The 24363-nt window shown below is 36.9% G+C and carries 20 protein-coding genes; 8 read left to right on the forward strand and 12 right to left on the reverse strand.

All coding sequences use genetic code 11. The features are described from left to right. The 3 genes from AC07UV_RS14240 to AC07UV_RS14250 all read right to left on the reverse strand — a co-directional run bounded on the left by AC07UV_RS14240 (position 1) and on the right by AC07UV_RS14250 (position 5510). A complete protein-coding gene (locus AC07UV_RS14240) occupies positions 1–3552 on the reverse strand; it encodes a SusC/RagA family TonB-linked outer membrane protein (RefSeq protein ID WP_495184234.1) in 3552 nt (1183 codons plus the stop codon). Positions 3553–3784: 232 nt separating this feature from the next. Then, a complete protein-coding gene (locus AC07UV_RS14245; protein ID WP_495184235.1) occupies positions 3785–4936 on the reverse strand; it encodes a FecR family protein in 1152 nt (383 codons plus the stop codon). A gap of 52 nt (positions 4937–4988) precedes the next feature. Further along, positions 4989–5510 (reverse strand): RNA polymerase sigma-70 factor, encoded by a 522-nt coding sequence (locus tag AC07UV_RS14250; RefSeq protein WP_282252167.1) that lies wholly within the window; start codon positions 5508–5510, stop codon positions 4989–4991. 349 nt (positions 5511–5859) lie between these two features. Between AC07UV_RS14250 and AC07UV_RS14255 the strand changes: the two genes are divergently transcribed. The 7 genes from AC07UV_RS14255 (at position 5860) to mnhG (ending at position 11645) form a co-directional block, all read left to right on the forward strand. Beyond that, the gene (locus AC07UV_RS14255) at positions 5860–8169 is read left to right on the forward strand and encodes a putative monovalent cation/H+ antiporter subunit A (protein ID WP_495184236.1); all 2310 of its coding nucleotides are present in this window, start codon (positions 5860–5862) and stop codon (positions 8167–8169) included. 102 nt (positions 8170–8271) lie between these two features. Continuing rightward, positions 8272–8691 (forward strand): Na+/H+ antiporter subunit B, encoded by a 420-nt coding sequence (locus AC07UV_RS14260; RefSeq protein WP_495184237.1) that lies wholly within the window; start codon positions 8272–8274, stop codon positions 8689–8691. Next, a complete protein-coding gene (locus tag AC07UV_RS14265; RefSeq protein ID WP_495184238.1) occupies positions 8691–9047 on the forward strand; it encodes a Na+/H+ antiporter subunit C in 357 nt (118 codons plus the stop codon). Before AC07UV_RS14260 ends, AC07UV_RS14265 begins: the two co-directional genes overlap by 1 nt. Then, complete coding sequence (locus AC07UV_RS14270) at positions 9044–10552, forward strand: proton-conducting transporter transmembrane domain-containing protein (RefSeq protein ID WP_495184239.1); 1509 nt, start codon at positions 9044–9046, stop codon at positions 10550–10552. The genes AC07UV_RS14265 and AC07UV_RS14270 overlap by 4 nt, the downstream gene beginning before the upstream one ends. Positions 10553–10571: 19 nt before the next feature. Then, positions 10572–11030 (forward strand): Na+/H+ antiporter subunit E, encoded by a 459-nt coding sequence (locus AC07UV_RS14275; RefSeq protein ID WP_223581930.1) that lies wholly within the window; start codon positions 10572–10574, stop codon positions 11028–11030. Then, the gene (locus AC07UV_RS14280; protein WP_259180157.1) at positions 11027–11302 is read left to right on the forward strand and encodes a monovalent cation/H+ antiporter complex subunit F; all 276 of its coding nucleotides are present in this window, start codon (positions 11027–11029) and stop codon (positions 11300–11302) included. Before AC07UV_RS14275 ends, AC07UV_RS14280 begins: the two co-directional genes overlap by 4 nt. Next, on the forward strand, positions 11292–11645 hold the full coding sequence (mnhG, locus tag AC07UV_RS14285; protein ID WP_259180156.1) for a monovalent cation/H(+) antiporter subunit G: 354 nt from the start codon (positions 11292–11294) through the stop codon (positions 11643–11645). Before AC07UV_RS14280 ends, mnhG begins: the two co-directional genes overlap by 11 nt. Positions 11646–11786: 141 nt before the next feature. Here the strand turns inward: mnhG and AC07UV_RS14290 are convergent, their stop codons facing one another. Further along, positions 11787–12878 carry a lactonase family protein gene (locus AC07UV_RS14290; protein WP_495184240.1) on the reverse strand — a complete coding sequence of 364 codons (1092 nt, stop codon included), beginning with the start codon at positions 12876–12878 and terminating at the stop codon, positions 11787–11789. 412 nt (positions 12879–13290) lie between these two features. Between AC07UV_RS14290 and AC07UV_RS14295 the strand changes: the two genes are divergently transcribed. Beyond that, complete coding sequence (locus AC07UV_RS14295; protein ID WP_454881752.1) at positions 13291–14640, forward strand: peptidylprolyl isomerase; 1350 nt, start codon at positions 13291–13293, stop codon at positions 14638–14640. 84 nt (positions 14641–14724) lie between these two features. Here the strand turns inward: AC07UV_RS14295 and AC07UV_RS14300 are convergent, their stop codons facing one another. The 8 genes from AC07UV_RS14300 to AC07UV_RS14335 all read right to left on the reverse strand — a co-directional run bounded on the left by AC07UV_RS14300 (position 14725) and on the right by AC07UV_RS14335 (position 24324). Further along, positions 14725–15609: a DUF4440 domain-containing protein gene (locus tag AC07UV_RS14300; RefSeq protein ID WP_282252146.1), complete on the reverse strand. Its 885-nt coding sequence runs from the start codon at positions 15607–15609 to the stop codon at positions 14725–14727. Between the two features lie 172 nt (positions 15610–15781). Beyond that, entirely contained in the window at positions 15782–17248 is a 1467-nt protein-coding gene (cysS, locus tag AC07UV_RS14305; RefSeq protein ID WP_282252144.1) for a cysteine--tRNA ligase, read from the reverse strand. Between the two features lie 21 nt (positions 17249–17269). Beyond that, the gene (gene der, locus AC07UV_RS14310) at positions 17270–18571 is read right to left on the reverse strand and encodes a ribosome biogenesis GTPase Der (RefSeq protein WP_495184241.1); all 1302 of its coding nucleotides are present in this window, start codon (positions 18569–18571) and stop codon (positions 17270–17272) included. A 154-nt stretch (positions 18572–18725) separates the two neighbouring features. After that, positions 18726–19583, reverse strand: a complete 858-nt coding sequence (locus AC07UV_RS14315; RefSeq protein WP_495184242.1) for a hypothetical protein — start codon at positions 19581–19583, stop codon at positions 18726–18728. A gap of 4 nt (positions 19584–19587) precedes the next feature. Beyond that, complete coding sequence (locus AC07UV_RS14320; protein WP_495184243.1) at positions 19588–21084, reverse strand: hypothetical protein; 1497 nt, start codon at positions 21082–21084, stop codon at positions 19588–19590. A 43-nt stretch (positions 21085–21127) separates the two neighbouring features. Further along, a complete protein-coding gene (locus AC07UV_RS14325; RefSeq protein ID WP_495184244.1) occupies positions 21128–22255 on the reverse strand; it encodes a TlpA family protein disulfide reductase in 1128 nt (375 codons plus the stop codon). Between the two features lie 55 nt (positions 22256–22310). Next, the gene (locus AC07UV_RS14330; RefSeq protein WP_495184245.1) at positions 22311–22571 is read right to left on the reverse strand and encodes a hypothetical protein; all 261 of its coding nucleotides are present in this window, start codon (positions 22569–22571) and stop codon (positions 22311–22313) included. 115 nt (positions 22572–22686) lie between these two features. Further along, positions 22687–24324 (reverse strand): vitamin K epoxide reductase family protein, encoded by a 1638-nt coding sequence (locus tag AC07UV_RS14335; protein WP_495184246.1) that lies wholly within the window; start codon positions 24322–24324, stop codon positions 22687–22689. Between the last annotated feature and the right edge of the window lie 39 nt (positions 24325–24363).

Consider the following 24363-nt stretch of genomic DNA (forward strand, 5'->3'; position numbering starts at 1 on the left):
TTATAATCCTAAACGTACTGTTAAAGTATATTGCCTAGGTATTGGCAACGCAACTCCCCCTGCATTAATAAATTCAGGATCTTGTCCATTTAATCTTTTGTCCGCATAAATCAACCATAAATTGGTAACGTTAAAACGAAATCCTAATGAGGATACCTTAAATGAATTCACGACATCTTTTGGTAAGTCATAACTCAAGGAAAGATCTTTTAGACGAACAAAATCACCTTTGGCAATATTCACCGTTGAATAATTGTAACCATTATAAGCATACCGATAATCTCTATCATTTCGGATAAAACGATTATCAATAATCACCGGCACATTGGTTTTCAATTCATCACCAGGAACCGTCCAGGCGTCATAAAACTCACGTGTAGTTGCTGTTAGGTCAGAATAGTTGGTCTGATAAACTGGGTCAAGCCGAACAACGTTTCCATAAGAATAGGTAAAAAAGACATTTAACTTAAAGTTTTTATATCCAAAAATATTTCCCAAACTTCCCATTGTTGTTGGCTCAGTAGGACCTTCATATTTTAAATAACTAATGTTATCTCGTTCCTGAAAATAAATACCTGTAGTTGTCGGACCATTCGGCCCTCTAAAAACAGGTAATCCATTGATATCTAAACGTTCAAAAGGGATAGAGAACATTGATCTTACAGGATAATCTTTTATACCAAAACCAGTGCCGGAGATCAAGTCCAAAACACGTTTGTGATTTTCCATTTCCGTAATTTTATTTACAGCTCTGGTAAAAATAAAATTAGAATTCCAAGTAAAATCCCCCTCTCTCATAATAACACCAGAAACACTTAATTCAAGGCCATGAGAATTCATTTTAGCAACATTACCATACTTGCTAATTTGTCCCCCTAAGCCTTGCGTATTAGTTTCTCCAATTAAATCATGTTGCCTTCTTGTATAATAATCAACGTCAATTGCCAAACGATTTTGAAACATTCCAATTGATGCCCCAATATTCAACTCTTTCTTCTTTTCATAAGTTAACAAAGAGTTTTCAAGTTCTTGCAATTGCAATCCTGTTTCCTTATCTACAGTATTAGGTCTCCACGGATTAAAGCTCTCATAGATTGCCTTAGAATTTGTTACAAAAGATGGTCCTCTATCAGCAGTCAAACTATAAGAAGCCTTTAATGATAAAGTATTGATTGGTGAATTTAAATCTTTAAAGAATTTCTCATTATGAATATTCCAAAGTCCTGCCACATTCCATGTTGGCAACCATCTTGCAGAAGTACTACGACCTAATCGATTCGTACCTTCATAACGTAGTGTACCATTAATAGTATAGCGATTATCATAGGTATAATTTGCTTGTCCAAAGAAGGCTACCTCGCGGTTTCGAGTGTTAATTACCCTAAAGTACTCTGTATTCTGTTCTTGTCCTTGCTTAAAAACTTTATAATCCGTGAAAGGAATTTCACCCAAATTATACTGTATCCCCCAACCTCTGTAACGCTCGTTATTACGTTTATCACTATTTACCGTCGCCCCTCCAAATACATACAATTTGTGCAACTCGTTAAATGTATTGTTATAATTAAAGTTAAACCGGAAATTTTCAGAAGTCATCTTGTAATCTTGACGATTGTAAATACCACCATAAGGAAGTACTGAAACTGGTACCGCATAAGGATCATCTGGATTTTTATATAAATATGGATTTTTATCCCTAATTATTGTAGTGGGCATCCAACGATACGCCAACGCTTGATTGGATTCATCTTTCACATAATGTTGCTGCGATGTTTGCTGATAACGCAGCGCCCCCATTGCGGTTAATTCCAACTGTGGCAGAACTTTCCAAGACAATTCTCCCTGAAATTTATATTCACCGACATTAATATCCATATAGTTGTTATTCAACTCATGAAGAATATTAAATGGCGCATAGTTTCGAGTATAAAATTCCTTCGGATCCAAAGTTCTGGAGGTATTAAGCGCGTAGGCATAAGGGTTAATATCGAAATCCCGTTTTACCTGCATACTTACAACATCAATTGTCTGACCTAATGTACCTGGTGCTCGTTGATCACGATAGGAACCGGTCCCTTGCATATTAAATTTTAAATTATCCAGTAAATTATAACTTGCATTTAATAAAGCTGTATAACGTTTAACACCACTCTGCTTTGTCCACCCAGGATCGTTAATTGCACTTAATGAGGTATAATATTGTGCTTTATCTGTACCCGAGGTCATACTTATAGAATGGTTTTGCATGATTGATCTACTAAACAATTCTTTAAACCAATTCGTGTTACGATATTCCGCTTGACGCAAATAAGCATTCCGAGCTGATTCTGTATTCTCTAGTTGCCCCCTATTAATTAAATCATACATTTTACCATACACTCCACTTTCTGAAGCCGTTGCTACACTAGAAAGGTTAAGCCATCCACGCTGTTGTAATGATTGATAGAAAGACATTTGTTCCTGCGAATTCATGATATTGAAGTTCGAATAAGAGGGAATATCTCGAGAAGTAAGCTCATTTGTATAATTAAATGAATTTCTGCCGACAGTTCCTTTTTTTGTTGTGATAACAATCACCCCGCCCATCGCACGTGCACCATAAATAGATGTTGCCGAACCATCTTTTAATACTTGAAACGACTCAATATCATTAGCATTTAGACCAGCGACTGCGGAGCTAATTAATGTGAGGGCATCACCCGAAGAGAGTGCATCAGAAGAAACATCCCCTACATCTTCTATGATAATTCCATCAACAACCCAAAGCGGTTTAGAACTCCCGTAAATTGAAGTCGCACCACGAACTCTAATTTTAGGTGCTGAACCAAATGTACCTGTGGTATTCTGCACTGATACACCAGCGACTCGCCCTTCCAGCGAGCGACTGGGATCGGGCAGTCCACCTAATTCAATATCTTTCATATTTACTTTAGCCGTTGCACCGGTAAAATTCTGACGGTCGATTTTTCCACCAAGCCCAGTTACAACAACTTCATCAATCTGTTTTTCATCAGAAGTTAATACAATTGATATTGTGTTTCTGTTATTCACAGGTACTTCAAGAGATGCGTAACCCAGAAATCTAATCACTAAAATAGCATTCGATGACGCAACTATTTTGAATCCCCCACTTCCGTCTGTCTGAGTGGAAACAGAACTACCCATCACTGTCACTGTAGCTCCGGCCAATCCCTTCCCACTATAATCTTTAACAGTTCCAGAAATCATCTGTTGTGAGGAATTAGATATTTCATGATCTACCGTTTTTCCATTGACAGAAATCGTGTTAGCAATAATCTTATACTCAATATTATTGCTTTTCAGAACAGCATTTAATGCATCGGCTACAGAAGCATCTTTCAGATTGACATTGACCCTCGCTTTGGAATCAATATTTTCTCCGTAAAACAACTGCAAATTGGACTGTTTAGAAATCGCGTTCAGCGCCTCTTCAATCCGTGCATTTTTCATTTTCAACGTAACTTTCTGCGCAACGCCATTGGCTTGGACTCCGGTCACAAAGGCGAAAAGTAGGCAAGTACTAATTTTCATAATACGTAAAGGTTTGCAAAACCGCGGGTCATGAGGTATCAGTCGCCACGTTTTGCCAAATGGTAAGTTATTCATACATTTACTCTTTGTGGTTAATTGGGTTTAATTAATTCGCTTTTTTAAATTTTTTAGCCTTTTTAATCATCTACGGACAGGGATGCTGCAACATTCCTGTTCTATTTTTTTCTAGGCTATTGGTTAGGTATTGATTGATTACATAAGCACTCCTTTTTTATTTATTTTCTATTGTTAGTTCCTTTCCATTAAGTTCAAACTTCAGATTACATACATAGGTCAACATTTCTAGCACTTCCGAAAGCTTAACATCGCGTTTAAAATTCCCGGTATATACTTTATTTAATGCCACATCTTGCTTAAATTTAACATGGATATCATACCATTTGGAGAGAGTGGATGCAATCTCTACAATGGTCTCTTTCTTAAAATAAAATTGATTATTATGCCAGGATAGATCGTGTTCTAAATCTGCCTTTCCTTTACTCAGTCTCCCGCTTGCAAGATTCGCATATTCCCCAGGCTCTAAAAATAATACCTCTTCCGAATGACTGACCTGAACCCGCCCAGAAGAAAGAGTTGTACGCACATCAGCGTTATAGGCGTTAATATTAAAATGTGTGCCCAATACTTTGACTTCATTCCCTTTAGACTCGACATAAAATGGTCGCTTTGTATCATGCGAGACCTCAAAATAAGCCTCACCATCTAAAATTACACGGCGTTCATTTTTATCAAACTTGACAGGAAATTTGAGCTGTGAATTTGCATTGACCCAAACTTGTGTACCATCTTCCAGAGATAATTTATAGAAATGTCCTTTCGGTACGACTAATGTATTGTATTCGATTGAGGGCTCCGTAGTTGGTGTTGCTGTTAGACCAGCCCCCACTTTAGTCTCCGCTATAAAAATTTTTGGATCTAAGTTTTTAACAGAACTTTCCAATGGTACAACAGATCCATCAGCCATCAGCAGTAAAGCACCAGACTGTGCTGGCAAAATATCTTTTTTAAGAATTTTATTATTGGCTGTTTTACTCGATTCGTTTGTTTGCTTATGGCGTAAGTAAAATAGCGCCGTACCGAATAGCATCACGAAAACTGCAGCAATACGTAGAAAAGGCCAATAATTTATCTTTTTGATATGTCTAACAGCATCTACTTTTCGCCAAGCTTCTCCCTCGTCGAGATCTGCAAAAAAATTCAGGTCTTGTTCAATATTTTTTGCATCCCGAAAATCCTCAATCAGATTATCATTTCTTTTATCAGATTTGCGCCAATGCTCAATTGAATCACGCTCTGCAACAGTTTCCTGTCCACGAAGTAACTTTTGAATTAATTTGGCTATGTAATTGGTATTAGCTTTCATATCTATAGGTTAGAAACCCTATAGATCAATATGGGGTGACAAGAATTTAAAATTATTTTAACAAAAAAATAATAATGGGCAAAAATTCAGGATGTAACTTTTCAAGTAGCATCTTCATACCACGTTGTTTTTGTGTCTTAACGGTATTAATACTGATCTGAAGCCTTTCAGTAATCTCTAAATTGGACAAACCGTCTAAATATCCCAGCGTGAAAATTTGCTGGCAGGCAGTTGGCATCTCTTGAATAATTCGGTAAACTTCATTTATTACTTCTGTATGGATCATAGATAGTTCAACAGAATGATCGTCTTCTTCCGTAAAACCAACTTGCGACCAATATTTTTCCTTTACCTTCTCGTGTCGAATATATTTTAAACAAGAAAACCGGACAGCAGTATATAAATAATTGCGAACAAAATTCTCGGATTCATCCATACGCTGTTTTTCCCTAAAAAATGTAATAAAAGCTTCCTGTACCAGATCTTCTGCAACAGATGATTCTCCTACAAATTTCCAGGCAAAGTGGCATAAGCTTTTATAATACTGTCTAAATAACTTTTCTTCAGGTCCCATAGCGTAAAACGGGTGTATAAAACAATTGATTAGTCACTATTGATGGAGTTCAGTAAACTAGTCTAGCGTAAAGATAGAATTTTAATCTTACTTTAACAATTATTAACATGTTTATTACATATATTGCAAAAACAATACTTAAAACACTGCTTATCAACAAATTAACACCATCCCTTTCCAAATACTATTTTCACCACCGCTCCACTTTCATCCATAAATAAACCTTCCCTTCAACAAAAACAAAACCTCAGTTTTTTGTATTTATACTAAGCAAAACATGCAAAAATCTCCCGTTTTTCGAGTTTTTTTACTATATTGTAGACTTTCAAAAAATTTAAACAAAGACTAAATGCTATTTACTGTTCTATCAGGATTAATAACATCGAGCCTTATTGTTCCGTTTGGTAGATTCCTTAAAACCAAATGGGGTTTTATTCTCGCATTTTTACCGGTACTCTTATTTCTGTATTATATAAAACTTGTGATACCCATTAGTCAGGGATCTTATTTTGTACAGTCGACAGCGTGGGTCCCCTCGCTAGGCATTAATCTGGATTTCAAATTAGATGGTCTGTCACTGCTCTTTACATTATTGATTACCGGAATTGGAGCCTGCATCTTTTTTTATGCAAATGCCTATCTTAAGGGACATAAATACATCGACCGTTTTTTCGGCTACCTCTGTTTGTTTATGTCGGCCATGTTGGGTCTGGTGCTTTCGGACAACATGCTATTGCTTTTTATATTTTGGGAATTAACATCTATTAGTTCCTTTTTTCTAATTGGATTCAACAATGACAACGCTGATTCTCGCAAGAGTGCGATGACCGCGCTATCCATTACAGGCCTGGGCGGTTTCTTTCTACTTGCTGGCTTTATATTAATGGGCAATATCGCCGGTACGTATAATATCACCGAACTTGTGGGCAAGGTTGCTTTGATTCAACAACATCCACTCTTTCCCCTTATTTTTGGATTGGTAGCGCTTGGTGCCATCACAAAATCAGCACAATTTCCTTTCCATTTTTGGTTGCCTGGGGCAATGAAAGCCCCTACACCGGTATCTGCATATTTGCACTCAGCCACCATGGTAAAAGCAGGTATATACCTGCTGGCTCGCTTTTCACCGATCTTGGGTGGAAACCCGATCTGGACATATTCGCTTATGATCATCGGTGGTATTACGATGCTCTACGCTGCATTTCACTCACTTTTCAGAACGGATCTCAAGGGGGTACTTGCTTATTCTACAATATCCGCATTGGGGATCTTGGTCTTCTTACTCGGTCTTGGATCCAAGGAAGCAGTGATCGCCGCCAGTGTCTTTATCCTTGTGCATGCTTTATACAAAGCAGCTTTGTTCCTAATTACGGGTATTATCGACCACGAAACCGGCACACGTGACTTAACTGTCTTGCGCGGATTACGCAAGGTCTTAGCCCCTGTTGCGATTACAGGGTTTCTAGCAGCATTGTCAAGTGCGGGAGTCCCCTTGACCTTTGGATTTATCGGAAAGGATCTGATCTACGACGCCACTTTACAAAGTGACTCACAATTATTCTTTTATTTGACAGCAGCTGCAGTCCTCACCAACATCCTCCTCGTATCTGCTGGATTTATGGCCGGAATCAAACCCTTTACAGGCAAATTACCGGAACAGTTCGCCCATGTGCATCTACCCTATAAATCCATGTGGATTCCCCCTTTGCTACTGGCCGCATTGGGTGTCATATTCGGCTGTATTCCGGGCCTTATTGGTGACTGGATCTCCGGACCAACCGCAAATAGTATCTTAGCTCAACAGGAAGTTTTTCATCTAAAAATATGGCATGGTTTTAATCTGATACTTTTACTGAGTGCCATAACAATTGTGGTCGGAACACTTGTATTTATTTCAAACAAACCAAGTGGGAAGAAATTGGCATGGATTGCTACTTTTGATAAAATTTCCCCAGAGAATATTACTAAGGTCTGTGCACAGGAGATTGTCCTATTCTCCGCTTTTTTTACAAACAAGATGCACAACGGTTACCTACGTTCATATCTTTTGAAAATCATCTTGTTTGCTGAATTATTGATTGGCTATCAATTATACCTGGGCGGACCACTTCATATCAAATGGGAAACCTTGTCACCTGTTAGCTTTTATGAAGTGACAACAGTATGTATTCTGATCGGCGCTATTGTATTAACGATCCGAACTTCATCTAGGTTAACCGCAGTCGTAGCAACTAGTGTTGTTGGCTATGCAATATGTCTCATCTTTGTTTTTTATAGCGCTCCAGATTTGGCAATGACTCAATTTACAATCGACACCCTAACAGTTGTACTGTTTGTATTGGTCTTGTTCAAATTGCCTTCTTTTTTAAACTTGGCAAACCGTCGTACCATCATTCGGGATGCAGTGGTCGCGATTATATTTGGTAGTATGCTATCTATGGTTGCTTTACGTGTACTACATGAACCTACAACTACCAATATCAGTAAGTTCTATGGTGATTATGCATACGTACTGGCCAAGGGAAAGAATGTTGTCAATGTACTGCTTGTTGACTTTAGAGGCTTTGATACCATGTTTGAAATTGTGGTACTGAGCATCGCTGCACTTGGAGTGTACAGTTTATTGAAATTACGTCTAAAATCATCTGATAAAGAATAAAAATAAAAGGTTAAAAATTAAGTAAAAAAAGAGAATCAGTTGGAATGCCACAGACTTGCACAACCAAAATCTCAATACTCAAATCTAACTACTCAATACTAAATGAATAGTACCATATTACAAACCGCAACGCGGTATCTCTTACCGATACTTTTATTGTTTTCGGTATTTCTCTTGCTTCGGGGGCATTACTATCCCGGAGGAGGATTTGTAGGTGGTTTGGTTGCATCCATAGCCTTTGTGTTGCATAGTTTTGCTTTTGGCCCTCAAAACACCATGAAGCTCATTCAATACAAACCCTTATCCCTTATTCCCATTGGATTGGGAATTGCTGCTATGAGCATGTTTCTACCTACCTTTTTTGGCTATCCGGTTATGACTGGACTTTGGTTGGAGGAAAAGATTCCAGTCATTGGCATGATTGGCACAGCTTTATTTTTTGATCTCGGTGTATACTTTGTCGTCATTGGGGTTGTATTGACTATTTTATTCACAATTGCTTTAAATACAGAAGAGGAATAATGGAGCTGATTCTCGTTTTATTGATCGGTATTTTATATGCCGCCGGTATATACCTCATCTTGCGTCGCAGCATGGTGAAACTGTTATTAGGAATTATGTTATTGGGAAACGGAACCAATATATTGATCTTTCTGTTGGGTAATATTGTCAAAGGCAAGCCACCGATAATTGACCCCGACTTAAAGGTATTTACGGATATCTATGCCGATCCCATACCACAAGCTCTTATTTTAACCGCAATCGTAATCAGTTTTGGACTGACTTCGTTTGCTATTGTACTACTTAAACGCGTTTACGCTTTACTGGGCACAGATGATTTGGATAATTTGAACACGCCTGAGGAAGAAGATATATGATAGACAACCAGATTATTGCCACGGTTATCGTGCACCTTTTTATTGCTATTGTCCAGCTAATACTCTGGAGAAAGTCTACTGCGCAGCGTTTTCTGAGCGTCGGTGGAAGCCTCTTGGCACTTATTCTCGCATTTAAGCTTTTTTTCAAAGTCTATGATGGTGAAATCTTGACCATGAATGCCGCCAATTGGAAAGCTCCATTTGGAATCGTCTTTGTCGCTGATCTTTTTAGTAGTACCCTGGTCGTCCTCACCTCAATTGCTGGACTTGCAGTTTCGATTTTTTCTTGTGTCGGCGTTGGAAGACAACGTATTTTATACGGCTATTTCCCTATTTTTCATTTCTTGATGATGGGATTAAATGGAGCATTTTTGACCGGAGATATTTTCAATCTCTATGTCTGGTTTGAGGTGATCATTATTTCTTCCTTTGTGTTGATGACGCTTGGTGGTCGTAAATCGCAATTGGAAGGTGCCGTAAAATATATGGCCATGAATATATTGGCCTCCACTTTTTTCTTGACAGGAATCGGTATCCTGTATGGCATCTCGGGCTCCCTCAATATGGCTGACCTTGCGCTACGTATCCCAAAGATACAAAATCAGGCACTCGTTGAAATTACAGCTACTTTTTTCCTTATCGGCTTTGGAATCAAATCGGCTGTATTCCCGCTTTATTTTTGGCTTCCCTCCTCCTATCATACACCGCCTTCAGCTGTTGCCGCAACTTTCGGAGGACTATTGACCAAAGTTGGGATTTATGCCTTATTCAGGGTATTCTCTTTATTGTTTATTCCAAACCATTTCACCAAAGAACTGTTGGTCATATTGGCGATACTCACCATTTTGACGGGCGCCTTTGGTGCATTGATTAAAACCAATATCCGCAGGTTATTTTCCTATTTGATTGTTTGCCATATTGGTTTTATGATTGGTGGTTTAGGTTTATATAGCAAATGGGCGCTGTTGGGTGCTATTTTTTATCTTATTCATGATATTATGGTAAAAACCAACTTGTTCCTAATGGCAGGTGTTATTCGTCAGCTTCGGGGTACTATGGATATGAACAAGCTGGGGGGACTATATGCGCAATACCCAAAGATTTCTTTACTTTTTGCAATCGTACTTTTTTCCCTGGTCGGCATCCCGCCCTTATCGGGCTTCTGGCCCAAAATCTATCTTTTTAGAGATGCCTTTCAATTGGAAAAATATGCTTTCGCAGGAGCATTGATTATCGGTAGTTTTATTACACTCTATGTTATTGCCAAAATGTGGGCCCAAGTATTTTGGAAGGATGCTCCCGAGCCTGAGATCATCGAAGATAAATTTGCTGGAATGATAGGCTATAAAAAAACGATGCTACTCTTGCCCGTCATTATATTAACTTCGGCATCCCTTTATATCGGATTTAATGCAGAAGTCATTATACATGTTGCAGATAAGATAGCGACACAATTACTGGATACTTCACCTTATATAAATGCTGTATTAGGAGGGCAGAATTGATATGATAAAACAGTTTTTAATGAACCTTATGCTATCTTTTATTTGGGTAGCACTGACAGGATCAATGTATTATACGAATTTCATGTTCGGTTTTTTACTTGGTTTCGCGATTCTTTGGATCATGAACAAAAATGAAGCCGATCAACGTTATTTCTATCGTGTTCCCAAAACGGTGAGTTTTATTCTATTTTTCTTATGGGAAATGATTGTCGCTAATGTGCAGGTTGCTTATGATGTGATCACCCCAAAGTTTTTTATTAAACCTGCGATCGTTAAGTACCCGATGGATGCTAAGACAGATCTGGAGATTAATTTGCTTTCAACTTTTATATCATTAACACCCGGTACGCTTATTTTGGATGTGAGTGAGGATAAGAAAACTCTTTTTATTCATGTCATGTACATGAAGAGCAAAGAACAATTTGTCTCCACGCTAAAAAACAATGTTGAACGAAGACTTTTAGAACTCTTACGATGACTTTAACTACTTACTTCGATTATGTTATCCTCCCGATATTAACCTTATCGGTTATTCTGGCTTTTATCCGTTTATACAAAGGTCCACAGATCTTTGATCGCGTCATTGCCCTGGATCTCATTATCACAATTGGAATTGGAATTATTACAGTCTATAGTATACGAACTTCACAAGAAGTATTTTTAGATATTGCGATGATTTTGGCACTGATCGCATTTCTAGGAACTATAGCCTTTTCATTTTATTTAGAAAAACAACGCAATGATGACTGATATTACTTTAGCAATTTTAAGCACCATTGGCGCACTGGCCATATTATTTGCGTCGATTGGCATATTAAGGATGCCCGATTTCTATTTACGCCTTTCAGTAACTGTAAAAGCAGCAACTTTAGGAGTCGGTCTCTTATTGATCTGCGCCGCAATGACCTTCCCTGACGTGTCCGTGACGACCAAAGCAATAGCAATTGGTTTCTTTTTAATCTTGACCGCACCTGTTGCCGCCCATATGATTGGACGGGCCGCTTACATACAGCGTGTAAAGACCTGGAAAGGGACAATCTTAAACGACCTGGAAAAAGAAGGCCAACTAGATTGTAGGAAAGAAGATTTTTAGACTCTTCTGTTGATATTCGCAAAAATAGTACTATCAACAGAAGTTCATCACAAACAATTAAGGCATCAAAACCAGGTTTTGATGCCTTAATTGTATAAGACCTTTTCAATAGATGAGCCTCTTCGTCCTTGACTCGAAAGACTAAAATATAATACAGACCGGAGCCGGAACTTTGATTTCTTTACCAGCATCTGTCAGCAATCCAGTCTTTGTATCTCGATTAAACAGTACGATATTATTGGTATATTGATTCGCCACAAGCAAGTATTTTCCATCGGGAGAAAGATTAAAATTCCGCGGCCCTTTCCCCTTTACCGATGTATTGGACAATTTATTTAACCCGCCGTCTTTTTCCACTGAGAAAGTCGCTATTGTATTTGCGTCACCGCGGTTGGTCGCGTATAAAAATTTGCCATCAGCAGAAATTTTTATGTCTGCCCCACCATTTTGTCCCTTGAAGCCCTCGGGGTTGATTTCGTAAGTACTCTGATACATCCAGTCATTACCCTCCTTTTTATAGCTAGCAACCTGTCCGGTCATTTCCAATACGACGTAGAGAAATTTTTCCTTTTTATCAAAAGCAATATGACGAGGCCCCCCACCCGCGGGTGTAAAGAAATCCTCAGATTCTTCAGCGAGACTATATGCAGTTCCAGATTTATTAACAGGAAATACAGAAATTTGATCTAACCCTAGATCCTGCACATATAAACGATCGCCCTTACTGGAAAAAAAAGTTGAATGTACATGTGGTTTCTCCTGACGGACTGGATCTACACCTTTACCTTCATGTTGAATCAGTCGATTTCTTTTACTCAAAACACCATTTGTTTCGAGATCAAATAATGCCGCCGATCCGCCGGTGTAATTTGCTACAGCCAATAGATTACCTTTAGGATGCACTTCAACAAAACAGGGTGATTCCCCGCCCGTAGGAAGTGAGTTCAGAAAAGTCAGCTGTCCATCCTTAAAAGAAAAGGCAGACACTGTACCCTCCTGATTTGGAAGTTCATTGACAGCATAGACAAAATTATTATTTCGAGCCAGAAAAGAGGGGTCCTTACTTTCTTGGGTGCTGACCAAGGTGGCTTCACCCGTTTTTGTATCGAAATTATAGATATAAATACCTTTGCTTTCTGTTTTGTTCGTATAGGTTCCAACAAACATTGGAATCTGTTGCGCAAAACTAGCCAAAGGCAGGAATGTCATCAGATAAATAAAAGCTTTTTTCATGTGTATACAATTTATTAAAAATAATTGTTCGAATTTCCCCGTTGCTCGCTACGTAGCACAAAAAATAAAGATACTTTCCTAAGTCATTACTATTGCAGATAAACTTGTTAAATTAGGTTAAAACCGCCCTTTCTAATAGGCAAATCCGTATTTTTAGCGAATCAATTTTAACAAGTCTAGAATCTCCTTTTGAAATATTGGGATTATAAAAATATTGTTAAATAAAAATACGAATAATTGATATAATCTGATAATTTTGTGCTGTTGTTCAAAATAGTATATATTGAATGATAGAATCGGGAGATTATTAGTGATTTAGATGATTTCATCGTGACATGGATCTGTATGACCAGTACAGGATCTAAAAATTGTTCATGATTGTTTCATCAGTGTTTAGAAATATATTATTTAGATGAAAAAAAACATATATATATTGTTTTTGTTGCTGTTTGTATCAATTCAGGCCAGCTTTGCACAACGTCAGATTGTTGACCGAGTAGTGGCAACGGTTGGTTCGGGAATTATTCTGCAATCCGATCTGGACATGCAATATTCACAATGGCTTGCGCAAGGGAATAAACCCGATGAAAAGTTTAAATGTGGTGTTCTTGAGCAATTGATCATTCAGAAATTACTTTCCCAACAGGCGGTAATTGACTCGATTGACGTCACGGAAACAGAAGTGGATGACAACTTAAATTCCCGTTTACGCCATATGTCCCAACAAGCTGGTGGACAAGAACGCTTAGAGAAATTCCTGAACCGTTCTTTGTTACAATACAAAGAAGAAATGCGTGCAAGTGTTTTTGAACAGCTGAAAGCAAATAAAATGCAACAAAATATCGTTCAGAAAGTGGATGTAACGCCATTGGAAGTAAAACGTTATTTTGAAGGACTGAATAAAGATAGTCTTCCTTATTTCAATACAGAAGTTGAAATCGGTGAAATTGTCATGATGCCGAAATTGACCGACGAAGAGAAAAAGGAACAACGGGAGAAAATCGAAGGTATTCGCAAACAGATTGTCGATGGTTCGGATTTCGGAACAATGGCGCGTCTATACTCGCAAGATCCAGGCTCCGCACCTTATGGTGGTGACCTAGGCTTCGGCACACGTGATAACTACGTAAAAGAGTTCTCCGCAATGGCGTTTAAATTAAAACCGGGAGAAATATCACCTATTGTAGAGTCAAAATACGGATTTCATATCATCCAGGTACTGGAAAGACGTGGAGAAGAGGTGCATACCCGTCATATCTTGATGAAAATGAATCCGGGCGCTGCAGCATTGGAACGAACCAAAAATAAACTGGACAGTATCTACAAATTGGTTGTTGATAAGAAATTAGATTTTTATCACGCTGCGACCAACAATTCCGATGCTGAAGAAAGCAAATTTAATGGAGGTATGGTCTTGAATCCTCAAGGATCCAGCCGTACAACTTTAATTCCTATGGATGGATTGGAAAAGGCCGTATTTACAACCATTGACCCGTTAAAACCAGGTGAATATTCTAAACCGGAGCAATTCACAGACAAAACTGGAGATGTTGGTTACCGTTTCAACTATTTAAAAACCCGTATCGCACCACATAAAGCAAATTTGGATCAGGACTTCACAAAGATCAAAGATGCTGCGAAAGAAGATAAAGTACGTCGTAACCTGAGCAAATGGTTTGACGATAAGGCGAAGAACACATTCATTGATATCAGTGATGACTTTGACGCCTGTGATGAACTAGCAAAATGGAGAAAGAAATAAAAGACTTTTTCTTACCATAAATAAATAAGGCCTGAATATGAATATTCAGGCCTTATTTATTTATGGTAATCACGCTCGCGCGACTTATTTCTCAAACATCATTTCTATCAGGATATTCCAGTTCGCTTTCTTCACATCATCCTTCGCTAATTCGCTTAACTGCCATACCCGAATATAATTATACTTGACGACCTTATCTTTTTGTCGTACAGTTGCAGTTCCCTTTGTATACGCAAAATCCCCGCTATAAGAACGTTTGACCTCCTCCGGCACTGTTTCTATCGTCATACGTTGTTTCTTCAAATAAGCCATCATTTTGCCCTTTCCTTCCATTGGACTGGTCCAAGGAAACAAAAAACGAACATCCTCACTCAAAAATTCTTTATAAGCAGTAGGATTGTCGGCCTTAAGGACAGTAGACATCAATTTATCTGTTTCCAGGACAATATCTTCCCGCTGATTCAGGCGTACTTTAGAGCGGTGCTTTAGGTACCAGGAATCAGTTGGTTCAATATATTCCAGGTCAAACTCACCATCCTTACCGTTATTTTCTACTTCGGCACGAATATCGACTAACCATTTGCCTTTCTTGTTACGTTTCCAAACTGTCAAATACTCACCATGACGCAGCCTCGCTCCCACTTTCTGAAAATCCAGGGAACCAGATGTTACACCAAACTCCAAGCTCTTCGCGACAAGAGCAAAAGTAGGCTGCCAATTTAATACATCTGGAATATTGGGTCTATTATTAAGATAATTGTATGCATTTACCGCTGAAGGAACATAAAATGTGGATTCCTTGTCGATAATAGATAAAAACGCTTGATGCGGTGTAGAAGCTTTCGCTAATGCGGCAGCATCTTTATCTGCCTGCAGTAAGCTTCCTACTTTTTCGGGTATCTGTGCGTACAATGTTGTACCTACTGTACTCATTAACGCGACAATGGATAACCTATTCCAAAAATTCATATGCAAATGATTATTTATCAGAGTTCATCCTAATTATTTTAAATGAACCCATTACACTCGGGTTTTATTTTAAAGGCAAGAGGAAATATTCTCTGGTTTCAAAAGTATCTAGACTTTCTAACGATAAATATTCCCTTCAATTCCCTCTTTTTTTAATTCGATCTTTTATCTATCAAATCTTATTCCAAAGTGTTCCTTCTTTACTATCTTTCAGTTGGATACCAATTGCATTAAGTTCATCACGGATACGATCCGAAGTGACAAAATCTTTATTTGTCTTCGCTTCGTTGCGTAATCTGATAACCAGATTCATCACATCATCAATATCATCTGTTCCAGAAGCCTGATCATTTCTCAGCCCAAGGATGTCTTCGACAAACTCCTTCATGAAAACTTTTAGCTTTTCCAATCCCTCTTCCGAGACCTTTGCTTTGCCATCATAGATGGAATTGATGATCCGCACCAGCTCAAACAGTTCGGCAATCAAAACCGGACTATTGAAATCATCATCCATCGCTGCATAACATTTATTTCGGATCTCAGCCAGATTGAATGAATCAGCTCCCTTTGAAACTTTTAGTTTATCCAAGAGTCCTATTGCACTCATCAAGCGCTTATATCCTTTATCTGCTGCATCAAGTGCTTCATTGGAAAAATCCAATGTACTTCTATAGTGAGCCTGCAACATAAAGAAACGAACGGCCATCGGCGAATACCCTCTATTTAACAAAGGGTGGTTACCTGTGAACAATTCCCCTGGTAAGAATCCATTACCTGCAGATTTGGACATCCGCGCACCATTGACTGTCAACATATTGGTATGCATCCAATATTTGGCAGGTGCGGTGTGATTACATGCTTCGGACTGCGCGATTTCGTTAGTATGGTGTGTAGCAGCCAGATCCATTCCACCACCGTGGATATCAAACTGATCTCCTAAATACTTCCTGCTCATCGCCGAACATTCAATATGCCACCCTGGAAAACCTACACTCCAAGGAGCTGGCCAGCGCATAATCGTTTCGGGCTTGGCTTTGATCCAAAGCGCAAAATCCAAACGACCTTTTTTCTCATCCTGACCACTCAGCTCACGTGTATTGTTCAACATATCTTCCAATTTACGATTGGTCAATACGGTATAATCATACTGTTGTACATATTTCTCCACATCGAAATAGACAGTACCATTTGTCTCATAAGCATAGCCGTTATTGATGATCTGTTCAATCATTTCGATCTGCTCCGAAATATGTCCTGTCGCAGTAGGTTCGATGCTAGGAGGCAAAGTATTAAACAGACGCAAAACATCATGAAAACCAATGGTATATTTCTGTACGATTTCCATTGGTTCCAGCTGTTCCAATTTAGCCTTTTTCGCAAATTTGTCATCTCCTTCGTCACGATCGCCCTCCAAATGCCCTGCATCTGTAATATTCCGTACATAACGTACTTTATAACCCAAATGACGTAGATATCTAAAAATCAAATCAAAAGAAACAAAAGTTCGGCAGTTACCTAAATGTACATCACTGTAAACGGTAGGTCCACAGACATACATTCCAACAAGGTTGGGGTGGATTGGTTCGAATTTTTCTTTTGTTCGCGAAAGCGTATTGTATAAAAAGAGATTATGGTCCATGTTTGTTGTCTGCTTGGAAATCTATTTTTGTCTGAAATATATTTGAATAGGCACGCCTGTAAAGTCAAAGTGCTCACGCAATTTATTTTCAACAAAGCGTTTATATGGATCTTTGATGTATTGTGGCAAATTACAGAAGAAGGCAAACATTGGTGCTCTTCCTGGCAATTGTGTCACATATTTAATTTTGATATATTTTCCTTTTAGGGAGGGTGGAGGATAATTTTCGATAATATCCAACATCACTTCATTCAACTTCGATGTTGGGATCTTTTTTGTTTTGTTGGCGTAGACCTTATCAGCCACTTCCAATACTTTTAGCACACGTTGTTTTTCAGTTACGGAAGTAAAGACAATCGGCACATCAGTAAATGGAGCAATTTTCTCCCGGATGCGGTCTTCAAAAGCTTTCATGGTCTTGTTGTCTTTTTCGATCAAATCCCATTTATTGACAACAATCACAATACCTTTGCGGTTCTTTTCTGCCAGGTTGAAGATATTCACATCTTGAGCCTCTAGGCCATCCTGCGCATCCAACATCAAAATCGTCACATCAGAATCCTCGAGGGCTTTGATGGTACGCATGACCGAATAGAATTCTATATCTTCGTTTACTTTTGACTTACGGCGAAGACCAGCTGTATCAATCAAAAGGAAATTATGTCCGTATTGATTGTAGTGAATACGAATAGAATCGCGTGTTGTACCTGCCATCGGCGTTACAATATTACGGTCTTTACCGATCAAGGCATTTGTAAGTGAAGATTTACCCACATTTGGGCGTCCTACAATCGTATATTTAGGTAAAGCTTCATCTTCCTCTTGCTCTTCTTCAAAATGCGATACAACAGCATCCAGTAATTCTCCTGTACCAGAACCAGTAGCAGAAGAAATATTAAAGACTTCACCTAAACCGAAAGCATAGAATTCGGCTGATTCATGATGCAATTTAGCATGGTCTACTTTGTTGGCAACCACATATACAGGTTTGGAACTTCTTCTAAGGATATCAGCGATTTCATCATCCAGGTCAGTAATACCAGTAGTAACATCTACCATGAATATAACGACTGACGCTTCTTCAATAGCGATATATACCTGATCCCGGATTGCTTCTTCAAAGACATCATCCGAACCATGGACAAAACCCCCTGTATCGATTACTGTAAATTTCTTTCCGATCCACTCCGCCGTCTCATAATGACGGTCACGCGTCACCCCGCTAAAGTCATCAACAATCGCTTTTCTACTTTCTGTAAGACGATTGAATAAGGTAGATTTACCAACATTGGGACGACCAACAATTGCAACAATATTTGCCATATTTATTTTATTTGATCCACCCACTATCACAGCAGATGGCACTTTTATGCTAAATTACACGTTAAGGGTACAAAGATACGGATTCAAAAGGGATTCTGGAGACAGAAAAACAAAAATGGCTTTACCGTGAAGTAAAGCCATTTATCCGAAAAAATCAAGCCTTGAAATCAAACAAGTATTTTGGATCCATTTCATACAAGTTGGCGGATAGAAATAAAAACATATAATTCTTAGCATTAGAATTCGTACAACTTTCGGCCAATAACTTCTCCTTCTTAATAAAAAAATTTAAATATATCTCTTTTAAAAGATCTATTACACAATTACTATTGATTTTAGAATTCAGCATTTGTATTATCACTGTGCTCCAATAAGGATTACCATATTGTTCTGCACTAAATAACAGATAATACAATGTCTCGATGTCATCTTCTTGAAGTTCACTCCCTTTAATTTTATAATTAGACAGCAAATTTTCCACACTATTGAAAAAGAACTTCTCAATTTGTGTCACACAAAAACTTGTCGTCATTAAATAACTAAACTTTAAAACAATTTTTGACATCTGGAAATCTGATAGCTGAATGGTTTTATTTTCCACTAGTTTTATGAGCTTATTTAATAATAATTTCAAACACTCGTTTAAAGAGAATCTTCTGTAAAAATTATAAGAAGAAGGGAGAAGTAATAGTCTTTGATGATAATATGTAATTAGATCCAATATATTCTCAATATCTGGTTCAAGCTGACCAACACTATTAATCGCAATTTTATAAATATTGTCGTCAACGTCATACAAGATATCATCTATATCTGTTTTCAATATATTATGATACTGTAAGTACGCAATCATCCATGCAGCTCCCAATAGCCCTGTAGTGAAAGTATAGTCCTTTTCCAAAACTGAATCATTAATGAAACCATCTAATGTCGCATGACGTATTCCTTCTTCGTTACAACGGAGATAAAAGCAAAATAGGTCATCGATACTTCTTTTATGCAAAGTATTCATTTGGCTACACTATTAATAAGTATGGATTTAAGGACTCGGATCTTGTTTCTATTACAAAGCTCCCACCTAATAAATGTCGCATCAAGTTAGACCGATCAAAAACAAAAATAGATTCGGAGATCGGAACTTTATTAAATTTCCCAAGGTTCTCATCTAATAATGATATATCCAATATTTTCGAGAAAGCTACGTTAAATAAATTATCTAATCTATACCCAAAATCTGATCGAAATAAACAGTTTTTACATTCAAAACCAAGTATGCTTAACCACTGTTCTACACGAAGAATTTGATGTACAGGAATTACAACAAATGACAGTAAATACTTATTTAAAAGCAAACTATTTTCAAGTATATTGTCTTTTTTTAAAAAACACGATGACTCCTCGATTTCATCACAAATTTCATTATAAAGCAAGAAAACATCGATGTTAAAATATTTTTCAATATATTTCTTATTAATCTTAAAAGTCTCGTATTTACTTTTATCAATGATATCGACTTGCAATAAAATCCCCTTAGATTCAAATTTACTCCTCCTCATATCTAGCTCTTCCTTCTTCCGATTTATAGCCTGAACAATTTTACAGCTACAACTGCTTTTAGGAATATCCATTAAACTTTCATCATACCAAGGCATAAAGTTCATATAATTAATTTTTCTAAAAATCTGCTTATTGGAATCCATATTCCCAGAATAATGAAGCATTGAAAATTTCTCCCAATTTTCAATAGGACTATCAGGCCAGGAGAAACTCATTTCAAAATGAATCTCTACTTTTTTATCTAATAACCAAAGATTCCAAAGCACTGCCCACATATCAGCGCACCAAGCCTGAATACCCTGAAATGTACTTCTTAATTCCTTTTCAACCTTGTACCTCTTTCCCCAAACGTCTTTATTATATTCTAGCATTAGAACGTATAGGCTCTCAGAATCATATTCTATTTTTTTCCAAAAATTTGCTGTAATTCCTTTGAGAATATATTGAGCTCCGCCTGTATTTAGGTCTTCTTCCTCAAGTTTTCTTTTTGTCAACCCAACAATATCCAACATTTTATCTAACAAATCCTCACATCCAACTCTCCGAATATAATTCGCATCAAGATAACTCCTCGTATCTGAAACGTAGCAAGTATCATTTGATTCTACATTTTCAATATTTGGAATCCTTGAAAACAACACATCTGAATCATAATAAAATAACGTTTTTTCACTGAGCTCAGGAAATTTAAGAAAATGCTGATATAAAATATTTGGCCGTATAGAAGATAAATACTGTGGTTTTATTCTAAGATCCTCATAGGAATAAAAATTTGCGAGAGTCTCATTTTCTTCAATAAATTTCCTAAAAAAAGGATTAAGGCCAATTTTAGAGTTAAAACCAACTAAAATATGTATTTCCTCCTTACCGATTCCCAAATTTCCTAAATTTTTTATTTGCAACTCAAGTTGCCAAATAAAATATGAATCATCGGGTTGTGCAGATATAAAAATCATAAGAAGAATTTTACCGTATAAATAATAGAATTGTAATATAAAATCAATCAAATAGCTTTTTTAACATATCTGACAATTGAGTTCCCCTTAACCCTCTTCCTATTATTATCCCATCAGGATCTATTAAAAAATTGTCTGGTACTGCATGGATATAAAACTTTTTAGCCACGACATTATCGAATGATTTTAAATCGGACAACTGCACCCAATCCAAACCATCCTTATTAATCGCATCTAACCATAATTTTTTATTATTATCCAATGAAATACCAATTATTTGTAAACCTTTTGCATGATATTTTTTATAAGCCTCAACTAAATTCGGATTCTCTTTACGACAGGGGATGCACCAAGATGCCCAAAAATCTATCAAAACGTATTGGCCTCTAAAATCAGATAATTTGACCAAATTCAAACTGGTATCGGCTTGTTCAAAATCCGGTAATTTAGCCCCAATTTCGGTTTGAAGCTTAATATAAACTCTATCTTTTGTTTCCAATCCCAGGTATGTATTCTTTAATTCATCAGGATATTGGTCAAATATTTTTCTCAGAGATACGGCATCAAAATTCCTTTTTTTCGATTCTTGATGAAGCAAGTACAATCCATAATAGTTTAAAGGTTGCAGAGAAATAAAATTATTAACAATACTATCATATAGCCTAATTCTTTCTTTGCTATCCAAATCAGCTTTTTTCTCTTTCCCTGCAACTTCGATGGCTACCGTGATTTCTCTCTTAAAGGATTGTTCAATATCTTCAAAATCTGAATTTTCGATTGTAAACTGCTTGTCTCTTGTCACAAGCCCGTTCGCACCATTAACTAGCCACCCTCGCATTCCTTTCAAATTTATAGTTTTGCCAGGTTGCACCCAAAAACTGTACACGGTGGCATCACCAATGAAATTACTATTAAAATCATTTTTGATATTTAACCTGAAAATAGTTGGTTCACTTATTCTTCCTATATAGGTAAATCTACCTTTTTCATCCAATGAAATAGTATCACGAAAAACCTTACTCTTGCTTTGAAAGGACACAAAATATTGAGCATTTGGAATTGTGTCAATCACTCCATTTAAAATAAATTGGTTATTAGATTGCGCACTAAGATTTCCAATAAATAGAAAAAACACAACAATCTTTATAAAAATCAAGGTATTTTTCCACATATATTTTTAATTTTATTTCAGGTTACTCCTTATAAGAAATAACCTGAAAAAACAACTACTTACCTGACGTACCATCCCAACTACAATGCCCATACCCAACTCCTCCTGCACAATTAGCATTACATTTTTGCGGTCTGTTCGGATCAGTTTGACTACACTGTTCTGTTGTATTACAATCACAAAGTGGAGGAGATGTTGGAGGATCAAATGCTTGTGTCGCTACTCCAGAATAGCCGCCCAAAACATTTTTTAATTCCTCATTAGACAACATTTCTACGTCACTTTGATTTAAATTACTTAATGAAATTCTTTTCATGATTTTAAACATAATTTTAAGCGATGTTCATTCTCTCCCGAGCATCAATGAGAGGGGCTTTAACAGAGATCCTTCTGTTTGTTCGAGTTCATTTGCAACTGACCCGACACTTTTTCTAGAAAATATTAATTAAATCTTCGATTGAATAACTTTCTGGTATTTTTTTTCCATTCACAAAAAAAGTAGGCGTAGCTCTAATTTTCATATGGTCGCACCAATTATTCATCGCTAATACCTTCTCTTTTTGACGTTTTATTTCCCCATTCACGGGGTAATCAGCCAAGAATTTATCATAATCCTTGCTTTCGGCAAGATACCAATCATCAAGAGCGTTGTTCACGGTTTTGTTTCCATACTTTTCCTCTATAGCGAGAAAGTGATAAATTGGTTTATTTAAAAAACTATCTTCATCTTTAACTGCTTTGAATATGATTCTAACCTTTACGTCCGAGTTCTTTTTTATAATTTCCTCAAGTTGTGGATGAGCTTTGGAGCAAGGGCCACAATACGGGCCACACACTTTAATAATTTCGTTCTTTGCAGTTGGATTTCCAATCACAATACCAAGGTTATCTACTGATAAGCTAACAGATTCTTCTTTATTTAATAATAATTGAAAAACACCAAAACTATAACGTAATTTTTTCCATTTTCTCTCATAGTTTTTACTTGAATTCGCTTGTTGCAAAATGGGAATACATATATAGGAAATTGAAAGGAAAAACACCCCTAAAAACACCAGAGCTACCAAATTCTTATAGTTTATTTGATATCCCACAGAAGAAAAATCTTGAAGAAGAAAGATAATTGCAAAAACTGTATTAATTATCAGAATTAGCTGAACACCTAAGCAAAGTCGACACCATTGTTTCACAACTTTCCATTGATAGTAGATGGAAAAAACAACATAAGGCACAACAATAACCGAAATAAGAGATGTAATAAATAATTGATCAATTTGTCCAACAAAAATAATTTGCAAAACGAATAACGTCAACATATAAGCAAAACCAATAACAGACCAACTTATCCCAAGAAATGAAGATCTTGAAGATGCTAGCACCGCTTGACAATTAACTTTCCCACCTCCCCCACATACTTCTTTAAGAAATGGGTTATATGCGTCAACTTCATACCAGATCAATAGTGTTGTTATCACTAATCCACCAAAAAAGGACAGCAGAAAACCTGTTCCTATAAATGAATAAATTAAACTTTGTTGCGCAAGAAAAATGATTGACATTACTATGATTAATATACACAAATAAAGAGGAGTGTTTTTTATAAAATTTGTCGTTCTTTCAGTGTTACGATTTGAACTATAATTCTTTTCATCTTTTTTTGAATGGTCATCAATCAACAATACTATATCTTTATCCATAGTTTCGAAATCTTCTACTGAAATTTCCTTGAATTGATTATTAATTGGATCGAGGTATTTTATATAGTCGTTAGTGGCTTCAATTATTATTGTAAAGCTGGCATCGGGCCAATCTTCTTTCTGAATCACACTAACAAAAGGTGTTTCAAAATCGGAGTAAGAATAGTGTCCTTTTCTAATAGCTAAGCTTTCTATACCGTAAGCGTAAAATATATCTTTTATTGCCAACAAAGAATTGGGCTCCATATGATCTTCTATCAAATTGCGAAGATGATATCTTGTGTGTTTGATTGAAAAGTTACTAAGTGTAGTATCACATAATTGCAAGACATTGGTCTCTCTAGATTGGTGAATAGACTTAAAAAAAATCATGTTGGTTTATAAATCTTTACAAAAGAATTGATAAAAAAG

It is taken from the genome of Sphingobacterium sp. GW821-FHT03E03 (genome assembly GCF_059420745.1).